Origin of the sequence: Acinetobacter sp. YH12129 (genome assembly GCF_013418685.1) — a bacterium.
Classification (GTDB): Bacteria; Pseudomonadota; Gammaproteobacteria; order Pseudomonadales; family Moraxellaceae; genus Acinetobacter; species Acinetobacter amyesii.
On sequence record NZ_VPBP01000016.1, the window covers coordinates 32,976 to 50,517 of the forward strand.

18 protein-coding genes and 1 pseudogene are annotated in these 17,542 nt (G+C 40.4%); 12 read left to right on the forward strand and 7 right to left on the reverse strand.

The genetic code is table 11. The annotated features are described in order from the left end of the window. Positions 1-179 precede the first annotated feature (179 nt). Together thrS and infC are read left to right on the forward strand one after the other, a co-directional pair. Positions 180-2,102, forward strand: coding sequence for a threonine--tRNA ligase (thrS, locus tag FTU65_RS09660; RefSeq protein ID WP_180066740.1), 1,923 nt, complete (start codon positions 180-182; stop codon positions 2,100-2,102). 5 nt (positions 2,103-2,107) lie between these two features. Continuing rightward, positions 2,108-2,656 carry a translation initiation factor IF-3 gene (gene infC, locus FTU65_RS09665; RefSeq protein WP_078192643.1) on the forward strand — a complete coding sequence of 183 codons (549 nt, stop codon included), beginning with the start codon at positions 2,108-2,110 and terminating at the stop codon, positions 2,654-2,656. A 700-nt stretch (positions 2,657-3,356) separates the two neighbouring features. Here infC and FTU65_RS09670 read toward each other — a convergent pair. Next, positions 3,357-3,818: an Hsp20 family protein gene (locus FTU65_RS09670; RefSeq protein ID WP_168378471.1), complete on the reverse strand. Its 462-nt coding sequence runs from the start codon at positions 3,816-3,818 to the stop codon at positions 3,357-3,359. A 315-nt stretch (positions 3,819-4,133) separates the two neighbouring features. On the opposite strand from FTU65_RS09670, the gene FTU65_RS09675 reads away from it, so the two are divergent. Continuing rightward, positions 4,134-4,751 (forward strand): glutathione S-transferase N-terminal domain-containing protein, encoded by a 618-nt coding sequence (locus FTU65_RS09675; RefSeq protein WP_168378472.1) that lies wholly within the window; start codon positions 4,134-4,136, stop codon positions 4,749-4,751. Between the two features lie 28 nt (positions 4,752-4,779). Here the strand turns inward: FTU65_RS09675 and FTU65_RS09680 are convergent, their stop codons facing one another. Beyond that, positions 4,780-5,100: an energy transducer TonB gene (locus FTU65_RS09680; RefSeq protein WP_168378473.1), complete on the reverse strand. Its 321-nt coding sequence runs from the start codon at positions 5,098-5,100 to the stop codon at positions 4,780-4,782. Positions 5,101-5,374: 274 nt separating this feature from the next. On the opposite strand from FTU65_RS09680, the gene FTU65_RS09685 reads away from it, so the two are divergent. Beyond that, positions 5,375-5,659, forward strand: a complete 285-nt coding sequence (locus tag FTU65_RS09685) for a hypothetical protein (RefSeq protein ID WP_078192639.1) — start codon at positions 5,375-5,377, stop codon at positions 5,657-5,659. Between the two features lie 12 nt (positions 5,660-5,671). After that, positions 5,672-6,100 (forward strand): YqaA family protein, encoded by a 429-nt coding sequence (locus FTU65_RS09690; RefSeq protein WP_180062965.1) that lies wholly within the window; start codon positions 5,672-5,674, stop codon positions 6,098-6,100. Here the strand turns inward: FTU65_RS09690 and FTU65_RS09695 are convergent. From FTU65_RS09695 to FTU65_RS09705, 3 genes and pseudogenes are all read right to left on the reverse strand, one after another. Further along, complete coding sequence (locus FTU65_RS09695) at positions 6,088-6,834, reverse strand: energy transducer TonB (RefSeq protein ID WP_180020973.1); 747 nt, start codon at positions 6,832-6,834, stop codon at positions 6,088-6,090. The two genes, FTU65_RS09690 and FTU65_RS09695, sit on opposite strands and share 13 nt — an antisense overlap. Before the next feature lie 60 nt (positions 6,835-6,894). After that, positions 6,895-7,629, reverse strand: coding sequence for an energy transducer TonB (locus tag FTU65_RS09700; protein ID WP_180062967.1), 735 nt, complete (start codon positions 7,627-7,629; stop codon positions 6,895-6,897). 104 nt (positions 7,630-7,733) lie between these two features. Beyond that, a pseudogene (locus tag FTU65_RS09705) lies at positions 7,734-8,987 on the reverse strand (MFS transporter). 223 nt (positions 8,988-9,210) lie between these two features. Here FTU65_RS09705 and rpmI point away from each other — a divergent pair. Together rpmI and rplT are read left to right on the forward strand one after the other, a co-directional pair. Further along, the gene (gene rpmI, locus FTU65_RS09710) at positions 9,211-9,405 is read left to right on the forward strand and encodes a 50S ribosomal protein L35 (protein ID WP_065994397.1); all 195 of its coding nucleotides are present in this window, start codon (positions 9,211-9,213) and stop codon (positions 9,403-9,405) included. An 11-nt stretch (positions 9,406-9,416) separates the two neighbouring features. Then, positions 9,417-9,776 carry a 50S ribosomal protein L20 gene (gene rplT, locus FTU65_RS09715; RefSeq protein WP_004647525.1) on the forward strand — a complete coding sequence of 120 codons (360 nt, stop codon included), beginning with the start codon at positions 9,417-9,419 and terminating at the stop codon, positions 9,774-9,776. 77 nt (positions 9,777-9,853) lie between these two features. Here rplT and FTU65_RS09720 read toward each other — a convergent pair whose 3' ends face one another. Then, positions 9,854-10,996: a hypothetical protein gene (locus tag FTU65_RS09720; RefSeq protein ID WP_180011779.1), complete on the reverse strand. Its 1,143-nt coding sequence runs from the start codon at positions 10,994-10,996 to the stop codon at positions 9,854-9,856. Between the two features lie 574 nt (positions 10,997-11,570). On the opposite strand from FTU65_RS09720, the gene FTU65_RS09725 reads away from it, so the two are divergent. Together FTU65_RS09725 and FTU65_RS09730 are read left to right on the forward strand one after the other, a co-directional pair. Continuing rightward, positions 11,571-12,122, forward strand: coding sequence for an adenylate kinase (locus tag FTU65_RS09725; RefSeq protein WP_180011781.1), 552 nt, complete (start codon positions 11,571-11,573; stop codon positions 12,120-12,122). A 110-nt stretch (positions 12,123-12,232) separates the two neighbouring features. Beyond that, on the forward strand, positions 12,233-12,445 hold the full coding sequence (locus tag FTU65_RS09730; RefSeq protein WP_180011782.1) for a hypothetical protein: 213 nt from the start codon (positions 12,233-12,235) through the stop codon (positions 12,443-12,445). 85 nt (positions 12,446-12,530) lie between these two features. Here the strand turns inward: FTU65_RS09730 and FTU65_RS09735 are convergent, their stop codons facing one another. Continuing rightward, entirely contained in the window at positions 12,531-13,559 is a 1,029-nt protein-coding gene (locus FTU65_RS09735; protein ID WP_180011784.1) for a hypothetical protein, read from the reverse strand. Positions 13,560-13,718: 159 nt separating this feature from the next. Between FTU65_RS09735 and pheS the strand changes: the two genes are divergently transcribed. From pheS to FTU65_RS09750, 3 genes are all read left to right on the forward strand, one after another. After that, positions 13,719-14,699, forward strand: a complete 981-nt coding sequence (gene pheS / locus FTU65_RS09740; protein ID WP_078189575.1) for a phenylalanine--tRNA ligase subunit alpha — start codon at positions 13,719-13,721, stop codon at positions 14,697-14,699. Positions 14,700-14,829: 130 nt separating this feature from the next. Then, entirely contained in the window at positions 14,830-17,211 is a 2,382-nt protein-coding gene (pheT, locus tag FTU65_RS09745; RefSeq protein WP_180011785.1) for a phenylalanine--tRNA ligase subunit beta, read from the forward strand. Then, a complete protein-coding gene (locus FTU65_RS09750; RefSeq protein ID WP_004783565.1) occupies positions 17,208-17,504 on the forward strand; it encodes an integration host factor subunit alpha in 297 nt (98 codons plus the stop codon). The genes pheT and FTU65_RS09750 overlap by 4 nt, the downstream gene beginning before the upstream one ends. The last annotated feature ends 38 nt before the right edge of the window (positions 17,505-17,542 follow it).

Genomic DNA, 17,542 nt, shown 5'->3' on the forward strand with positions numbered 1-17,542 from the left:
AAGGCGGTAGAAAAATCAACTTCCATGGGATTAGAGGTTTATTAAAGTTGGCAGGGCGTGTAAAATTTAGGTCGAATTTTATTTATCCACCGTTTTTATCTTTTGGGGGGTCTCCCTCGATCATAATCTCGCGGTGACATGCTCCATTGTACGGGGCATCACTCCTTAAGGATTTTTATATGCCAATTATCACTTTGCCAAATGGCGATCAAAAAGAATTTGATCATGCCGTGTCTGTGATGGAAGTTGCTCAAAGCATCGGTCCTGGTCTAGCAAAAAATACAGTTGCGGGTCGTGTAAACGATCGTTTAGTTGATGCGTGTGATTTAATTACAGAAGATGCAAGCCTACAAATTATCACGCCTAAAGATGAAGATGGTATTCACATCATTCGTCACTCTTGTGCGCACTTGGTGGGTCATGCCGTTAAGCAATTGTTCCCAGAAGCAAAGATGGTCATTGGTCCTGTCATTGAAGAAGGTTTCTACTATGACATCTGGATGCCACGTCCGTTTACTTTAGACGACATGGCAGCAATCGAAGAGCGCATGAAAAAGCTCATCGACCAAGACTACGATGTCATCAAAAAAATGACTCCACGTGATGAAGTGATTAAAGAGTTCACTGCACGTGGCGAAGAATACAAACTGCGTCTGATCGAAGACATGCCTGAAGAAACTGAAATGGGCTTGTACTACCATCAAGACTACTTGGATATGTGCCGTGGTCCGCACGTTCCAAATACCAAATTCTTAAAATCGTTCAAGTTGACTAAAATCTCTGGTGCTTACTGGCGCGGTGATGCGAAAAACGAACAGCTACAACGTATTTACGGTACAGCTTGGGCGGACAAAAAACAGTTAGCTGCCTACATCAAACGTATTGAAGAAGCTGAAAAACGCGATCATCGTAAAATTGGTAAAGCGTTAGACTTGTTCCATATGCAAGAAGAAGCGCCGGGTATGGTGTTCTGGCATCCAAACGGCTGGACGATTTACCAAGTGCTTGAACAATACATGCGTAAAGTTCAACAAGCCAACGGTTACCAAGAAATCCGTACACCGCAAGTGGTTGATTTCACGCTTTGGGAAAAATCAGGTCACGCAGCAAACTATGCTGAAAACATGTTTACGACTCACTCAGAGAACCGTAACTATGCAGTAAAACCAATGAACTGCCCATGTCACGTGCAAGTCTTCAACCAAGGTTTGAAATCTTACCGTGATCTTCCAATTCGTTTGGCTGAGTTTGGTTCATGTCACCGTAACGAACCATCAGGTTCATTACACGGCATTATGCGTGTACGTGGCTTTACGCAAGATGATGCGCATATCTTCTGTACCAAAGAACAAATCGGTACTGAAGTTGCAGACTTTATTAAACTGACATTAGATGTATATAAAGACTTCGGCTTTGAAGAAGTACAAATGAAGTTGTCTACACGTCCAGAAAAACGTGTGGGTGATGACAAACTTTGGGACATGGCGGAAAAATCTTTAGCAGATGCTTTAGATGCTGCAGGCCTAGAGTGGGAACTTCAACCGGGTGAAGGCGCATTCTACGGTCCGAAAATTGAATTCTCATTGAAAGACTGCTTAGGTCGTGTATGGCAGTGCGGTACAATTCAATGTGACTTTAACTTACCAGAACGTCTTGACGCATCTTATGTGACTGAAGATAACGACCGTGATCAGCCTGTAATGTTGCACCGTGCAATACTTGGCAGTTTCGAGCGTTTTATTGGTATACTTATTGAACACTATGCTGGTTTCATGCCACCTTGGTTGTCTCCAATTCAAGCATGTGTGATGAACATTACTGATTCACAAGCTGAAGCATGTGAGTCAGTCGTCGCTAAACTTAAAGAAAGCGGTATCCGCGCGATTTCAGACTTGAGAAATGAGAAAATCGGCTTTAAGATTCGTGAACGTACTTTAGAGCGTATTCCTTACTTATTGGTTCTTGGAGACCGTGAAGTTGAGGAAGGTACTGTAAACGTCCGTACTCGCTCTGGAAAAAATTTGGGTACTATGTCAATTGATGCATTCATTGACTTAGTAAAAGCAGCCGTAGCCGAACGCGGCCGGTACATTGTGGAGTAAAAGCGATTAAACAGCCTGACCGTAATCAACAGGGCGGAAAGTCAAACCGTCCTGCCTTGAATGATGAAATTCGTGCAAAAGAAGTCCGTCTAGTAGACGAAAATGGCGAGCAAAAAGGGATTGTATCTCTTGCTGACGCTTTGCGTGCTGCAGAAGCAGTAGATCTTGACCTTGTTGAGATTGTTGCTAATGCTGAGCCACCAGTCTGCAAAATCATGGATTTCAACAAGCATTTGTTTGATCTAAAACAAAAGCAAAAAGAAGCGAAGAAAAAACAACATCAAGTACAGGTGAAAGAAATCAAGCTACGCCCTGGTACTGATGTTGGTGACTACAACGTTAAACTACGTGCCATTATCAAGTTCCTTGAAGAAGGCAATAAGGTAAAAATCACGCTTCGTTTCCGTGGTCGTGAAATGGCACACCAACAGTTAGGTTTGGCTCAATTGCAAAAAATTGAAGCTGACGTGGTTGACTATGGTGTTGTTGAACAAACACCAAAAATGGAAGGCCGTCAAATGGGTATGCTACTTGGTCCTAAAAAGAAAAAGTAAGTATCCATTAAAAAAGCACTGCATTTGCAGTGCTTTTTTTTGCCTATATTTTGGTTTTTAATCTCAATGATGTTCAAGGGCACAAATAATTTTTGCTGCGTATTGATTGGAAAATAGAGCAAAATTCATGAATGCGAACTTATGTCTGAGAGTATTAAGTAAGTTTCTTTAAGAAAGACAAATTTGATTATATTTTAATTGATATTCAATCGTTGTTTCGATTCAGACGTTTTGAAATGCTTTAATTTAGTTTTAATGTAGGTATAAAGTGAGCAAAGCTTTTTATTGAGCTAACTATGTGAGATCTATTTACATAAAACAGGCCGTGAAATAGGGGTTTTCAGTACCCTCCAATAGATTTTCATCTTGGTAATATTAGGTCGTATATTCCATGTCATAAAAGCAATCAGAACAAAGTACATTTCATATAAATAGATAGTAATACAGAGTAGGATTATTTTTTGCAAGATACGCCAAAATTTAAAAAGAGTAGATGAGCAGCTTGTAAGCCAGACCCACCAAGGATTCATTAAAAACACCTATATGGAGTATTTAGTTTGGAATAAAAAATCAGAACATAAAATTTGCAATCTAGACACTATATTTTTGAGATGGGATGATTTTAATTCTTTTTTATCATGTTACGAATTTAACTATTTTTTCAAAAAAAAGACCCCGAAGGGTCTTTTTTTATGAGGGTTTACTCAGCGCTATTTTCTTGGACAGGACTTTCTATCAATGCCTTTTTGCCAATTGGAATTTGGCGTGGTAGTTTTTCTTCAGGAATAATACGCTGTAAGTCCACTGTCAATAAACCATTTTCATATAGGGCTTGTTGCACTTCTATATGTTCATCTAAGCGTAAAGACAGTTTAAATGTACGACGAGCAATGCCTTTATGCAGGAATTCCACAGTTGTATCTTGCGCTTCAGTTGGTTTACCTGAAATGCTTAGCACTTGATTTTCTAAGTTTAGCGAAAGTTCATCTTCTGTAAAACCTGCGGTTGCCACCACAATGCGATAGCTATTTTCAGCCGTTTTTTCAATATTGTATGGCGGGTAATTTGGTGTGTCGCTTTGCATGGCATAATCAAATAAATCGTTGAAACGATCAAAACCAATGCTACGACGGAAAAGTGGGTTAAGATTTAAACTACTCATAATTAGAACTCTCTTTAATAAGCAAAGTTGTAACAATAAGAAATGTTCAGTGATGCTTGGCATCCACTGTTCACTAACAAGATCGTTTGATCCTTGTACATGTATCAATATCGGTCTGTGCTGATTTTTTTCAAGGGATTTTTATAAAAAAATTATATTTTTTGAATTTTTGTACCTTAAGTGATTTTAAAAGCAAAGTGATAATTCACATTTTAACGTTACTTTTCAGAAAAACTGACAAGCTTTCACTGGATTAAACATGTTATACATAAAGCAAAATGAGACTGCCTTACTGAAAATTAAAAAGGAATATAGATGATTGATCTCTACTATTGGGGTACACCCAATGGACATAAAATTACCATCGCTTTAGAAGAAATGGGTTTGGAATACCAAATTTTTCCGATTAATATCTTGGAAAATGATCAATTTCAGCCAGACTTTTTGAGAATTTCTCCGAACAATAAAATCCCTGCAATCGTGGATCAGAATGGCCCACGAGGAGAGTCGATTTCAGTTTTTGAGTCTGGTGCGATTCTGCAATATCTTGGACGTAAAACAGGTTTGTTTTATCCAGAAGATGAGTTTGAGCGCGTTGAAGTTGAACAATGGTTGATGTGGCAAATGGGTGGTTTTGGGCCCATGTTAGGACAAAATCATCATTTTAGTCGTTTTGCACCTGAACGTATTCCGTATGCAACTGAACGTTATGTAAATGAGTCTAAACGCTTATATAAAGTTTTGAACCATCAGTTGATTGGTCAAAAATTTGTGGCTGGAGAGTATTCGATTGCAGATATGGCTATTCTGCCTTGGGCACTGCGTCATGAATGGCAGCAAATTCAGCTGGAAGATTATCCATACGTGAAAGACTATATCGATCGACTGACGGCCCGTCCAGCGGTACAAAAAGCCTTAGCAATACACGTTTAAAAAAAGAGCATGGAAACATGCTCTTTTTTTACGAAATAAATAGAAGCTTTTTCCACCAAGGTCTTTGGTTTTCTTTCAGGGTCTTGAGTGAGAAGGGCTGTACGGCAACAAAGGGGGAGGCTACACCATTTTCGATATAAGGTTTGAACTTGGCACGTAAAAGTGACTGCTCAACCCGCTTATCAATGTGTGTAAGTCCAGAGCTTTTGATTAATTCAGCTTTTTGAACTTCGCCGGTGGCTAAAACATATAGTTTGAAACTGAGGTCACGATTTTGATTGCCCAGATCGTCATTGTTGAAGTTAAAAATAGGTCGCTTTTTCCAAATCATTTGATCTTGTGTAATCAAGTGTTGTTTGGCAATTTCAGAAGGACTTTGTGCATATTAAGCGGTCAAAATTTGTAATAACACGATAAAACTTAAGCAAAGAATTTTTTTCATAAAGTGAGTTAAAATTATTCAATATTTGCGTGGCAGATTAGAAGTCTCATGTATAAAAGTAAAGTGCGGAAAGACTCCCCTTAAGATTTTAGATAGGACGGAAGAAAATTCTAACGCTGTGTTAGAATGCGGCGCTGCCGAAAAGAACGCGTTGTTGACGGCTTAGTTGGACGATTTTGCGATGAAAGACTTTTTCTTAAATTTTACCCGTATTGTTGAAAATAACCCAAGAATCTATTGGAGTATTATTTTTGGTATTGCAGGCTGCTTAGTGCTATTTGTCGCTGAAATTGTGCATGTTCAAAATATTCTTGCAGATTTACATACCAAAGATCAAAACTTGATGCGGGCTGCGATTGAACCGATTTCTTCACAATATAAATGGTCGAGAATCGTTGTAATTGTTGCAGCAGTGCTTTGGTCAAATTTTGAATATTTGAAGTCGAAGAAAAAATTAGGTCTCTAAGCATTCGTTTCGATGTGGTCATTTTTAGTTTTATTCTTCGCGGCATTTGGGGCTGCGACCTTACTTCCTTTACAGTCCGAAGCCGTATTGCTCGGCTTGCTGACCTATGGTCAACATAATCCATGGCTGCTGATTTTGGTGGCCAGTATCGGAAATATCTTCGGTTCCTGTGTAAATTGGTGGCTCGGTTTAAAAATAGAACATTATAAAAATAAAACATGGTTTCCCGTGTCAGAGCTGAAAATGCAGCAGGCACAGGGTATTTATCACAAATATGGTTATTGGTCTTTGCTACTGAGTTGGCTGCCGATTATTGGAGACCCAATTACTTTAATCGCGGGTTTAATGAAAGAAAACTTCTGGCGATTTTTCACACTGGTCAGTATCGCCAAAATTGGACGTTATCTGTTTATCTACGGGCTATTTTTTCAATTACATTGAATATTTTTCAGCTGAATGCGCTCTTTAAATTGAATTTTAAAGATCTGATAAAACTTACGTGGCGCTTCGATTTTTGCCAGTTCAAATTTCTTTAATAGCAAGCGGGCAATTGGATCACTTGGACTTTGTATTAAACGAATATCGGAAATTTGGTTCTTACGATCTACGCTAAAACTAAAATCTATGCTGAATTGTTTTGCTTCAGATTCCGTCATCGGCAGCTTCATTGCGGGGACGTCTTTGTATTGAAATGTTCTATGTTGGCCAGACTGTTGGAGCTGCAAGCCCTCGGGCTCAAAATCAGCCCAGCAGGTTTTGATGGGCTTTCTTTTTGGTGTTTTACGTGTCGATGAATAGTCATCAGCATTAAATTCAAATGGCTGCGTCGCTCGGAAGGGATAGCTGATGCCCGATTCTATATAAGGCCTGAAGCGTGCCTTTTTTACCGCGTTAATGACCATATCATCCAAATCTGGCAAGCCTGAACTGGTGATGATTTTGACTGCGGTAATGTTGCCCGAGTTGTCTGCATCAATTGCGACATTGACAAATCTAGGGCGTCCTTCCAGATCTCCTGGCTCAAATTTAACTTTGGGTGCGCGCATCCAGCTGACAGGTCTGTCTTGCAATATTTTTACTTCGCTGGCGGGCGCAGTCTCAGCGGCAGCATACTGCGTGCACATCACTGTGCTTGCACAGAGCATTAGACCTATTGCTGTATATTGTTTCAACATAGTCATTCCATCAGTGCGCGGCACGCCAATTCATTATTTTAATGCCGCTAAAAATTGAGATTATGAGCAGCCATTCACTTTAAATTGAATTTCATCTTTAAAGTTCGACTTTTTATAGATCCAAAGGGTGCTCGCAGTACGTTTAACCGAGATCTGACTATTTCTTAGTGCTTCAACGACTTTCTGATCGAGTGCATAAATGCCAGAGCCTTGCTTGATCTTGACCTTTTTTACTTGTCCGTGTTTATCCACTTTAAAGTTAAATTTGACTTTACGATCATGCTGTTTCAACTCATGACTAGTGAGATCTAATTTTGGTTGAGATACATATTGGAATGGCGTTTTCTTATCTGCACTTTGTGCATTCCAAACTTTTGAATCAAAGTTGAAATCACATTCAGGTGTATTGCCTTTAACTCTCAAATTAAACGCTTGATAGCCAATAATGGCTTTGGCTTCACCATTTTCTAAATGTGGTTTGACTTTAGCTTTTTTGACAGCAGAAATTAAGATTCGGTCGAGTTGATCGACACCTGTACTTTCTTCAACACTTGCATCGGTAATTGTACCTTTTGCATTCGCTGTGACACGAATAATGGCCGCGCGGTCACGTTGCTTGAGGTCTTCATTGGCATATACTGGTTTTGGAAAAACCGACCAATTTAAACGCGTGGTTAAATGCGCAGGAGCAACTTCAATATTCTGTGCCGGAAGTTGATGGGTTTTGGTTGAAGCACTAAACGCTGTAGAAAATGGAGCGCAGGCCAAAAGGGTTAAGCACAGATATTGTTTCATAAGTCTATTCTAAGATCACAATGTGAGTGATGAATGCGTCGATATTGCTGCGCAGTATTTCCTGTATTGGAAATACTGGCAAGGTTTAAATGGAAAATATGCCATTATTTTTTTGACTGATGGGTAATGTCGATCCCAAACAAGTCACGGGTTTTTGCCCAGCTGATTGCAACAACAGCCATGGTCATACAACCACCAAAAAGTGTCGCCATGATCGTGCCCATGTATTTTGCTGCAAGTCCCGATTCAAAAGCTCCAAGTTCATTACTGCTAGAAACAAACATGCCATTCACCGCAGCAACACGACCTCGCATATTTTCAGGTGGATAAAGTTGCAAAATGGTCTGACGAACCACCACAGACACGCTGTCACATGCCCCAGTCATTGCCAGTGCAAAGAGTGATAACCAAAGATTGCTTGAAAATGCGAATAAAATGGTAAATACACCAAAACCCGCTACAGCCAATAACATATTACGCCATGCATGATGAGTTGGAGGGAATTTGGTCAATGCAATCATAGTGATCAGGGCGCCAATAGACGGTGCTGCCCGTAAGTAGCCTAAACCTTCAGGCCCCACTTTTAAAATATCTTCGGCAAAAATCGGTAAGAGGGCAATCACGCCACCAAAAAGCACAGAAACTAAATCGAGTGAAATCGCCCAAAGGACAATTTTGGTTTTCCAGATAAATCGAAAACCTTCACTTAAACTATCTTTTAAATTGTCAGATTCAATTTTAGGAAAACTGCGTTTATTGAGTAGGTTAATGAGAACGAAGCAGACCGTTAGTAGCGCCGCAACACTGAGTAAGCTGGTTTCACGGCCTAAAAATGCCAACATAAAACCGCCAAGCATTGGCCCAATAATCACCCCACTTTACCAACCAATCGTTGTCCATGTTGCACCATTGGCATAGAGCTCCCGCGGGATTAAAAAAGGTTTAAGCGACGTTGCCGAGGGATTATAGAAACCACGGATCGTTCCAAGCCCAAAAATGACCGCATAAATTCCCCAAGACAGTTGGGTGACATCAATTTGGCCGAGACCATATTGGTGAAATAACCCCCAAAGAATTAGTGGCATAGGTACAGAAAAAAACAGACAAATTTTCATAATGGTCTGTTTATTGAAACGATCTGCAAAGTATCCTCCCCACAAAGAGAGAGCAATAAAAGGAATTGCTTCAGCTAAACCAATTAAGCCCAGTGTTAGCGGGTCTTTAGTGATTTGATACAGTGAGTAAGCAACAATAATTTCTTGAATCAAAATGGCTAAGGTCAGACAAAATTGATTAAGCGTAACAATCGAGAAATCCCGATAACGTAGGGCTGCAAAAGCATCCTGTGCAGGTTTCATAATGGACATTAATAGTTGGCGTGCCGACATTATATAAGCCTTATTGGGCATCGCTTATAAAATCATCGGAAAATCTATATCAGAAAATTAATTAAGTTCGATATTCGGTAGAAAGATTCGCTTTTGTTTTGAGCAAAGATGCTTTAGAATACTCGCTCCCTTACCTGCAGGGCGTCTTTGCAATGGTGCAGACGTGCCGAACAGGTGTTCAAAAGAGGTTCTTATGCCTAAGATGAAAACTCGCCGTGGTGCAGCTAAACGCTTCAAGCCAACTGCAAACGGTTTTAAACGTCACCAAGCGTTCAAACGACACATTTTGACCAAAAAATCTGCTAAGCGTATCCGTCAATTACGCGGCTGTGTAATGGTTCACGTAAGTGACGTTGCTTCAGTTCGCCGTATGTGCCCATACATCTAAGGAGATTATAAATGGCTCGTGTTAAACGTGGTGTACAGGCTCATCGCCGTCATAAAAAAATTCTTGCTCGTGCTAAAGGTTACTACGGCGCTCGTTCACGCGTATATCGCGTAGCGTTCCAAGCAGTAATCAAAGCAGGTCAATATGCTTACCGTGACCGTCGTCAAAAGAAACGTCAATTCCGTGCTCTATGGATTGCGCGTATCAATGCCGGTGCTCGTCAAAATGGTTTGTCGTACAGCCGTATGATCGCTGGCTTGAAAAAAGCTCAAGTGATTATCGACCGTCGCGTACTTGCTGACATCGCTATGCATGACGCAGTTGCGTTTGCTGCTTTAGCTTCTAAAGCTAAAGATGCATTAGCTGCATAAGTCTTTATGACTTAAAAAGGGACCGCTTTTAGCGGTCTTTTTTTGGGCTTTAAATTCTTATGTAAGCTTAACCAATATTAATCGGTTTTTGTTTTAAGCTGGACATAAGCAAGGTCTCGGTGCTGAAAATGATAGTTATGCCAATGATAATAAATGGGAAATTCATAAATTGCATTTATTTTAAAGTGCGTGTTGTAGAAAGGTGTTTTGGGTAAAATATGAAAAGTTTGCTGGTTGTCTAATAACAACCATTTCTGACCATCTGCATCCATTGAGAGTAATTGCGCATCGGTCATTTTATGAGTGCCAAAATGCAAAGCATAATAACTATGCAATACCGGCATTAGAAAAAAGCTCAGGCTCAGCGTTAAAAATGTACTGGACAGCACGCTTCCTGTAAACGCCATTTTGGGAATATCTTTTTGTATCCACAATACGCTTGGAATGAAAATCAGCAGAAAAATAATGGCCAAACACAGCAAAACCGGATAATTGGAAATGTAAAAGAACTGCGCTTGCGCGTTTAAATATAAGCCCAAAATACCAATAGGAACGCTGCCGATAATCAGGTAGGCGATCCGCGGGCTGATCTTGGTTTGCAGAATTAAATTTTGCAGATCTTCTTGAGAAAGCGTCAGCGCCGCAATCTCATCCTGAAAATTATAATATTGTTTGAGTATTTGAATCAGCTGCCCTTTTTCATGTTCACTTAAGCATGCAAGGTGCAGTTGAGATTGAACATTTTTAAGGGGGAAGAATAAAAGCTGTGGATTTTCTTTGTTGGCAGTCTGATAAATAGGACGCTGCAGCCATGAGATCCGTTTTGGGCGTTTTATACCAAGAATGGCAAATTGACAGTATTCTACCTCCTGCCGCTGAATGAATGTGCTGAGAGGTATTTTCCACAAGCGGTAATAAATTTTATCAGGCGTAATGACCAATTTAATCTGCGTTTTTAAGTAATCAATGACAATTATAGATACGATGTAGAGCAGGATCAGCTGGGCATGATCGGCTTGCAGCTTGTAAATCGGGAAATTTTTTAGGGTGAATTGCAGGTATTCAATCACTATGCTGACGTTAAGCGGTTGAGCTTGATCTCTAAACCATTTGAAAAAAGGTATAATAAAGACCATCGCAATGCCTAGTAAAATAAGCATTAAAATTGTTGGCCATGAAATCAGCGGTTTTTTAGCATAAATGTCAAATTCTGTTTTCATAAAGTCTCATAATAATTATGTTGAAATTTTATATTTAAGTGTTTGGTTACTATATTTAAATTTTGAATATTTGATCGATGCTTAGCGCTAAATTATATCTGAAAATGAATAGGCTAGGTAGGTGCTGCGCCCCGAGCCACGGTTTGTGCGTATTATGTCGTGATTTCAATGTTTAGCTTCGATCTTGTTGCCTGGCCGGTTTGTTTAATGCTCAGTTGAAGGCCCGCACATGCACACGGTGCTTTTCGCTCAGAACGGGAAGGTATTTATATTGCGCATGTTCATCATAATTGCGGGCAGAATTAATTCATTCATCTGGGGACAGCTAGAATCTGTTTTTTTTATAAGGCGTGCAGATAGGGGGGACGGCCATAAATGAATGGATAAATACCAACTGAAAAATTATTGGATCAATATAGTCTGTGAAAAGTGTGTTTTTATACTGCAATTGAACCTGACTTTATCAATATCGATGCAGATCTTTTGGATTATCATGAAGAATAAAAGTTAACCTACAGATCCAATGCTGTTATCTTGGAGTAGATTCACCAGACTCAAGTAGATCATCATGGCAATGAAAAGAATAAATGTAGTCGGTACATCGGCCACTGGAAAATCAACCTTTTCCAGAGCTTTGGCGGACAAATTAGGACTAAATTATATAGAACTGGATAATCTATTTTGGTTGGATGATTGGCAGGAGTGTCCTGACGAAATCTTTTTTGCACGTATCGGAGCTGAAATTGCTAAAGCGAAAAATGGTTATGTTATTGATGGCAATTATACTCGGGCGATTCCTGTTAAATGGTCTGAAATAGATACGGTGATATGGTTAGACCTTCCGTTTCCAGTCAATTTATACCGCTCTGTAAAGCGCGCATTTTCTCGGGCTAAGTCCAAACAAGATCTTTGGCCAGATTCAAATAATCAGGAAAGTTTGTGGCGGATGTTTGGTCGAGATTCCATTGTCTGGTGGATGATTAAAACCCATAAAACGAATCGTGAAAAATATCTACAGATGATGAATGCACCTGAATATCAACATATTCAATGGATTCGTTTAAAGTCTGCAAATGCAGTTGATGCATTTTTAGAACAATTGGACTCTTATGTTTTTGATGTTTAAGTTTTGATGTTTTATCAATAAAAAGTGCAGTTAAGTTACAGAAATAATCTTTATACCTCGCTTTGCGCCATGCCTAATGTATGGATAGAAAAGAACAAAAGGAAAATAAAATGTTGGCTGAAATAGTTGGTATGGGTCAAGGTAGCATTACAGTAGAACTTGAAATGATCCCCCGCAAAGGTGAGTCGGTCAAAATCATGTATGGTGCAGATGCAGAGCTTGAGGGGGAAGTGGTCTCTGTCAGTCATTATATTAATCAACATGCCGATCAGCATCGCGTTCGATTAGAAATTCGTCCATTTAATTATTTAATTACCTCATAATTTTGAGGTCTTTTATACATAAGCATGTTCATAAAAAAAGCCCTTCCATAAGAAGGGCTTTTTAGTGTTGATCACATTTATACAGTTAAAGTCCGAAGTAATAAGCCAATAAGCAAATCACTACCGTAATAATAATTAAGGTAATCACTCCACCTGCACCGGGTTTATGGGTTGGATTTGGCGTGTGTGCATGCTGAGGATTTGATTTTCTTTGCTCAGTTTTAAAACCATCCAGAGGAGAGCTTTCGACCACAGGAGTTAAGCGTGCAGTTTTATAGTGATTGGCGACTTTCACAATAAATTTTGCCGTTAAATCTTCAGTTTTTTGAGCAAAATGTCGCAAATTTAACTGTTCTTCAGGTGTATAGATGCTGCCATCTGTGTGATAGGGATGCTGAATTTTAGACTGAATATGGCGGTTTAATGCTTCTAGGCGATGTAAGCTGTCATGTGCGAAATCCGCTTGTGCATCCGTTGGCAAGAGTGCAAGTTTTGCGGATTCATTCGATTCGCTGCTTAGATCAGGCTGCGTACCATAATAAGGTGTGCCTAACACCTCCGGCTCAATAAAACCTTCCGCCGGTTTTTGCAAAAATAATTCTGCTTCAGTGAAGTTATGAATATCATCCCATTTTGGTAACTGCATATCCGCTTCGATGCGTTTAATGAGTTTATGGTTCAGCTCATAGCGCCAAAAAGTTTCGCGACGTATTTGTAGTTGTTGGGATACAGGTGCTTCATAGTCATTTTCTGCGTTATACCACTCGGCAAGTTCTTTACCAAAAATCCATGCCTGCTTTTTATTTTGTTCGTGGCTCACAATAAAATGGGCAAAGGGAAGAAGTTCAACGTTAGCATTCGGATTTTGTTCATCATTTAGCAAGCTAGAGCTATGTAAGCTTAAGCGTTGTACCCCGTGTTTTTTTAAGCCTTCTAGCCAAATTTGGAAATGTTGAGCCAATAAATGCTGTGATAGCAAATCACGAAAATGGAAACTGTGCTGATCAAAAATGTGGTGATTCAACCAACGTTGAAAACTCAAACCTTGGTTGAGAAATTCATTGCCATAAGTGACGAGTGTGAGCTGTTGTTTCCAGATTGGATCGAGTGCCATAAAGATTGGATCCCATTGATATTGTGTTTATCTTATACTTTTTTTAAAACTTGATGCTAATGCAATTTTAACTTGTGAATGCGCTTCATCATAACGGCTAAAAACTGTTAGAATAAGGGGTTTATATTATTTTTTTAAATTGTTGCTTTGAGAGTTACTATGTCACTGGAAGCCCTGACCACTGAAGCGCTCGCTGCGATTGCAGCAGCAGAGGACCTTGCTACACTCGACCAAGTGCGAGTGCAATTTACAGGGAAGAAAAGCCAGCTCGCGGAACAATCGAAGTCGCTCGGTAAAATGGACCCAGAAGAACGTAAAGTTTTTGGTGCTCAAATTCATGCCGTTCGTGAATCGATTACTGGCGCACTGACTGCTCGTCAAGCTGAATTACAAAAAGCTGCATTAGAACAAAAGCTTGCTAGCGAAACGATTGATATTACTTTACCCGGCCGTGGTCAAACGGTGGGTAGTATTCACCCTGTGACTCAAGTTCAAGAACGTATTTGCCAATTCTTTACCAAAGCTGGTTTTACCGTTGCAACTGGTCCTGAAGTTGAAGATGATTATCACAACTTTGAAGCATTGAACATTCCGGGTCATCACCCTGCACGTGCGATGCACGACACTTTCTATTTTGATGCGAATCATTTACTTCGTACGCACACCTCAGGCGTGCAAATTCGTACCATGGAAACGAGTCAGCCACCAATCCGTATTGTGTGTCCTGGTCGTGTTTATCGCTGTGACTCGGACCAAACGCATTCTCCAATGTTCCATCAAATCGAAGGTTTGTATGTGGCTGAAAACACTAGCTTTGCAGAACTTAAAGGTTTGTTGGTGAACTTGCTAAATGAATTCTTTGAAAAAGATTTGAAAGTACGTTTCCGTCCATCTTATTTCCCATTCACAGAGCCAAGTGCGGAAGTGGATATCATGGATGAACGTGGTAAATGGTTGGAAGTTTTGGGCTGCGGTATGGTGCATCCAAACGTTTTACAAGCCGCTGGCATCGACCCAGAAAAATACAAAGGCTTCGCCTTCGGTTTAGGTGTAGAGCGTTTTGCCATGTTGCGTTATGGCATTAATGACCTACGTATGTTCTACCAAAATGATGTGCGTTTCTTACGCCAATTTGCTTAAACAGTTTTATACCTCTCCCTAACCTCTCCTAAAAGGAGAGGGGGTGTCCATCATGACTTAGGGTTCGTCCTCTTTCTTTAAAGGGGCGCTAGAGGGGATTAGAAATTTAGAATTAATAGGTTTTTATACAATGAAAATTAGCGAAAATTGGTTGCGTACATGGGTTAACCCAGCCATTGATAGCGATACACTTTCTGACCAACTGACCATGTTAGGTTTAGAAGTTGATGATTTATCTCCTGCTGCAAAACCATTTACTGGTGTAGTAGTCGGTGAAGTTTTAACAGTGGTTCAACATCCCGATGCTGACCGTTTACGTGTCACTACTGTAAACATCGGTTCAGGCGAGCCGTTACAAATCGTTTGTGGTGCTCCAAACGTACGTGTAGGCATGAAAGCTCCTGTAGCAACCATTGGTGCAGTACTTCCGGGCGATTTCAAAATCAAAAAAGGCAAGCTTCGTGGTGTTGAATCGCAAGGCATGCTGTGCGGTGCGTCTGAAATTGATCTTGAAGACAAAATCGACGGTCTATTAGAGCTTCCTGCCGATGCACCTGTTGGTGTAAATGTGCGTGAATATTTAGATCTTGATGACAATGTGATTGATATCAGCATCACGCCAAACCGTGGTGACTGCTTCAGTATTCGTGGTATTGCACGTGAAATTGGTGTGATTAACCAACTCCCTGTGACTGCACCAGTGATTACAGAAGTTGCTGCAACAATTACTGATGAGAAGAAAATTGTTGTTGAAACTGATGGTTGCCCACGCTATTTAGGTCGAGTGATCAAAAACGTCAATACCAAAGCACCAACTCCTGAGTGGATGGAGCGTGCATTAGCTCGTGCAGGCATTCGTCAGCACAGTATTTTGGTCGATATTACCAACTACGTTTTAATGGAATTGGGTCAACCTTTACATGCATTCGATGGCGGTAAAGTTGAAGGTTCTGTTCGTGTACGCCAAGCAACAGCAGCAGAAAAATTAACGTTGTTGAATGAACAAGAAGTTGAATTATCTGAAAACGTGATGGTGATTGCGGATGATCAAAAAGCTTTGGCGATTGCAGGAATCATGGGTGGCCTAAGTTCAGCGGTTTCTGATGATACCACTGAAATTTTCCTTGAGTCGGCGTTCTTTGATCAACTCTATATCGCAGGTCGTGCACGTAGTTTTGGTTTGCATACTGATGCATCTCAGCGTTATGAACGCGGTGTAGACTTTGAATTGCCGATGACGGCAATGCACCGTGCTTCTCAACTTATCGCTGATTTAGCTGGTGGTGAGTTTGGTCCAATTACTGTTGCTGAAAAAGTAGAGCTATTACCAAAACGTGAAGCCATTGAACTGAACCAAGCGCAAGTCGATCAACTGCTTGGTTATAAAGTTGAATCCGCATTTATTACCGATGCTTTAACGCGTTTGGGTTGCAATGTCACTGTGAAAGCAGAAGGTGAGTGGACTGTTTTACCACCATCACATCGTTTTGACATGGCGATTTATCAAGACCTCATCGAAGAAGTAGCACGTATTCACGGTTACGACAATATTCAAATTAGCTTGCCGGTGATTGATGTCAAACTAGCGAAATACCAAGACCAATTTGAATTGGTTCAGTTACGTCAAACTGCAGTGGCTTTGGGTTATCAAGAAGCGATTAGCTTTAGCTTTGCAGATGCGAAACTAGAGAAACAATTGAATCCACAGGTTCAACCACTAGCGCTTGCAAACCCGATTTCTAGCGACCTTGCAGTGATGCGTTCAACCTTATTATCAAGTTTGATCCCATGTGTGCAATACAACGTGAACCGTCAACAAAACCGTGTGCGTTTCTATGAGCTTGGTCTACGTTTTGATTATCAAGGTGCGAACAGCATTCATGATCTTAAACAGATCCCAACATTTGCACTGGTTGCAACAGGTTCGCGTACGACTGAATCTTGGCATGGTAAAGCACAGCCAATGGATTTCTTTGACTTTAAAGGCGATGTAGAAGAGATTTTAAATTCTGCACGTTTAAATGTTGAATATGTACGTTCAGAGCGTACGTGGTTGCATCCAGGTCAATCTGCTGAAATCTTAGTCAATGGTCAATCAATTGGTTACTTCGGTCGTTTACACCCTTCTTTAGAAGATGAGTTGGATTTGGCGACTACTTGGGTCGCTGAATTAGATCAATCGGCTGTTTTGCAAACTTATGTATCTAATTTTACAGAATTATCACGTTTTCCGTCGGTTCGACGTGATATTGCGCTTTTAATTAGTGATAAGATTAATGTTAGTGAAATTCAGCAACTTATCGAAAAAACAGGCGGTGAGCTTTTAGACGCAGTTTGGTTATTCGATGTGTACACTGGTCAAGGTGTCGAAGAAGGCAAGCGCTCATTGGCATTTGCAATTCAATGGCAACATCCAACACGTACATTAGAAGATGCTGAAATCAAAACCGGTATGGATAACATACTTCAGGTGTTGGAAAACACTTACCAGGCGACATTGAGGGCTTCATGACAGCATTAACAAAAGCAGAAATGGCTGATCATTTAAGTGAGCTCACGAGTTTAAACCGTCGTGAAGCAAAACAAATGGTCGAGTTATTCTTCGATGAGATTAGCCAAGCGCTAATCTCTGGGGAACAAGTTAAACTCTCAGGTTTCGGTAACTTCGAGTTGCGTGATAAACGTCAACGCCCAGGCCGTAACCCGAAAACGGGTGAAGAAATTCCGATTTCTGCCCGTCGTGTAGTGACCTTCCGTGCGGGACAAAAATTCCGTCAACGTGTTGGAAATGAGCAGATCAATTGATCTGCTTTTTTTTCTTTGATTTAGGAGGCGCAGTGCTC

Excerpts from the sequence above, each read along its gene's own strand:
- thrS (WP_180066740.1), top strand. The coding sequence starts at position 180 with ATGCCAATTATCACTTTGCCAAATGGCGATCAAAAAGAATTTGATCAT.
- pheT (WP_180011785.1), top strand. The coding sequence starts at position 14,830 with ATGAAAATTAGCGAAAATTGGTTGCGTACATGGGTTAACCCAGCCATT.
- FTU65_RS09685 (WP_078192639.1), top strand. The coding sequence starts at position 5,375 with ATGAAAGACTTTTTCTTAAATTTTACCCGTATTGTTGAAAATAACCCA.
- FTU65_RS09725 (WP_180011781.1), top strand. The coding sequence starts at position 11,571 with ATGAAAAGAATAAATGTAGTCGGTACATCGGCCACTGGAAAATCAACC.
- FTU65_RS09670 (WP_168378471.1), bottom strand. The coding sequence starts at position 3,818 with ATGAGTAGTTTAAATCTTAACCCACTTTTCCGTCGTAGCATTGGTTTT.
- FTU65_RS09735 (WP_180011784.1), bottom strand. The coding sequence starts at position 13,559 with ATGGCACTCGATCCAATCTGGAAACAACAGCTCACACTCGTCACTTAT.
- rpmI (WP_065994397.1), top strand. The coding sequence starts at position 9,211 with ATGCCTAAGATGAAAACTCGCCGTGGTGCAGCTAAACGCTTCAAGCCA.
- FTU65_RS09750 (WP_004783565.1), top strand. The coding sequence starts at position 17,208 with ATGACAGCATTAACAAAAGCAGAAATGGCTGATCATTTAAGTGAGCTC.
- FTU65_RS09720 (WP_180011779.1), bottom strand. The coding sequence starts at position 10,996 with ATGAAAACAGAATTTGACATTTATGCTAAAAAACCGCTGATTTCATGG.
- FTU65_RS09690 (WP_180062965.1), top strand. The coding sequence starts at position 5,672 with ATGTGGTCATTTTTAGTTTTATTCTTCGCGGCATTTGGGGCTGCGACC.
- pheS (WP_078189575.1), top strand. The coding sequence starts at position 13,719 with ATGTCACTGGAAGCCCTGACCACTGAAGCGCTCGCTGCGATTGCAGCA.
- FTU65_RS09730 (WP_180011782.1), top strand. The coding sequence starts at position 12,233 with ATGTTGGCTGAAATAGTTGGTATGGGTCAAGGTAGCATTACAGTAGAA.
- FTU65_RS09675 (WP_168378472.1), top strand. The coding sequence starts at position 4,134 with ATGATTGATCTCTACTATTGGGGTACACCCAATGGACATAAAATTACC.
- FTU65_RS09700 (WP_180062967.1), bottom strand. The coding sequence starts at position 7,629 with ATGAAACAATATCTGTGCTTAACCCTTTTGGCCTGCGCTCCATTTTCT.
- FTU65_RS09695 (WP_180020973.1), bottom strand. The coding sequence starts at position 6,834 with ATGTTGAAACAATATACAGCAATAGGTCTAATGCTCTGTGCAAGCACA.
- rplT (WP_004647525.1), top strand. The coding sequence starts at position 9,417 with ATGGCTCGTGTTAAACGTGGTGTACAGGCTCATCGCCGTCATAAAAAA.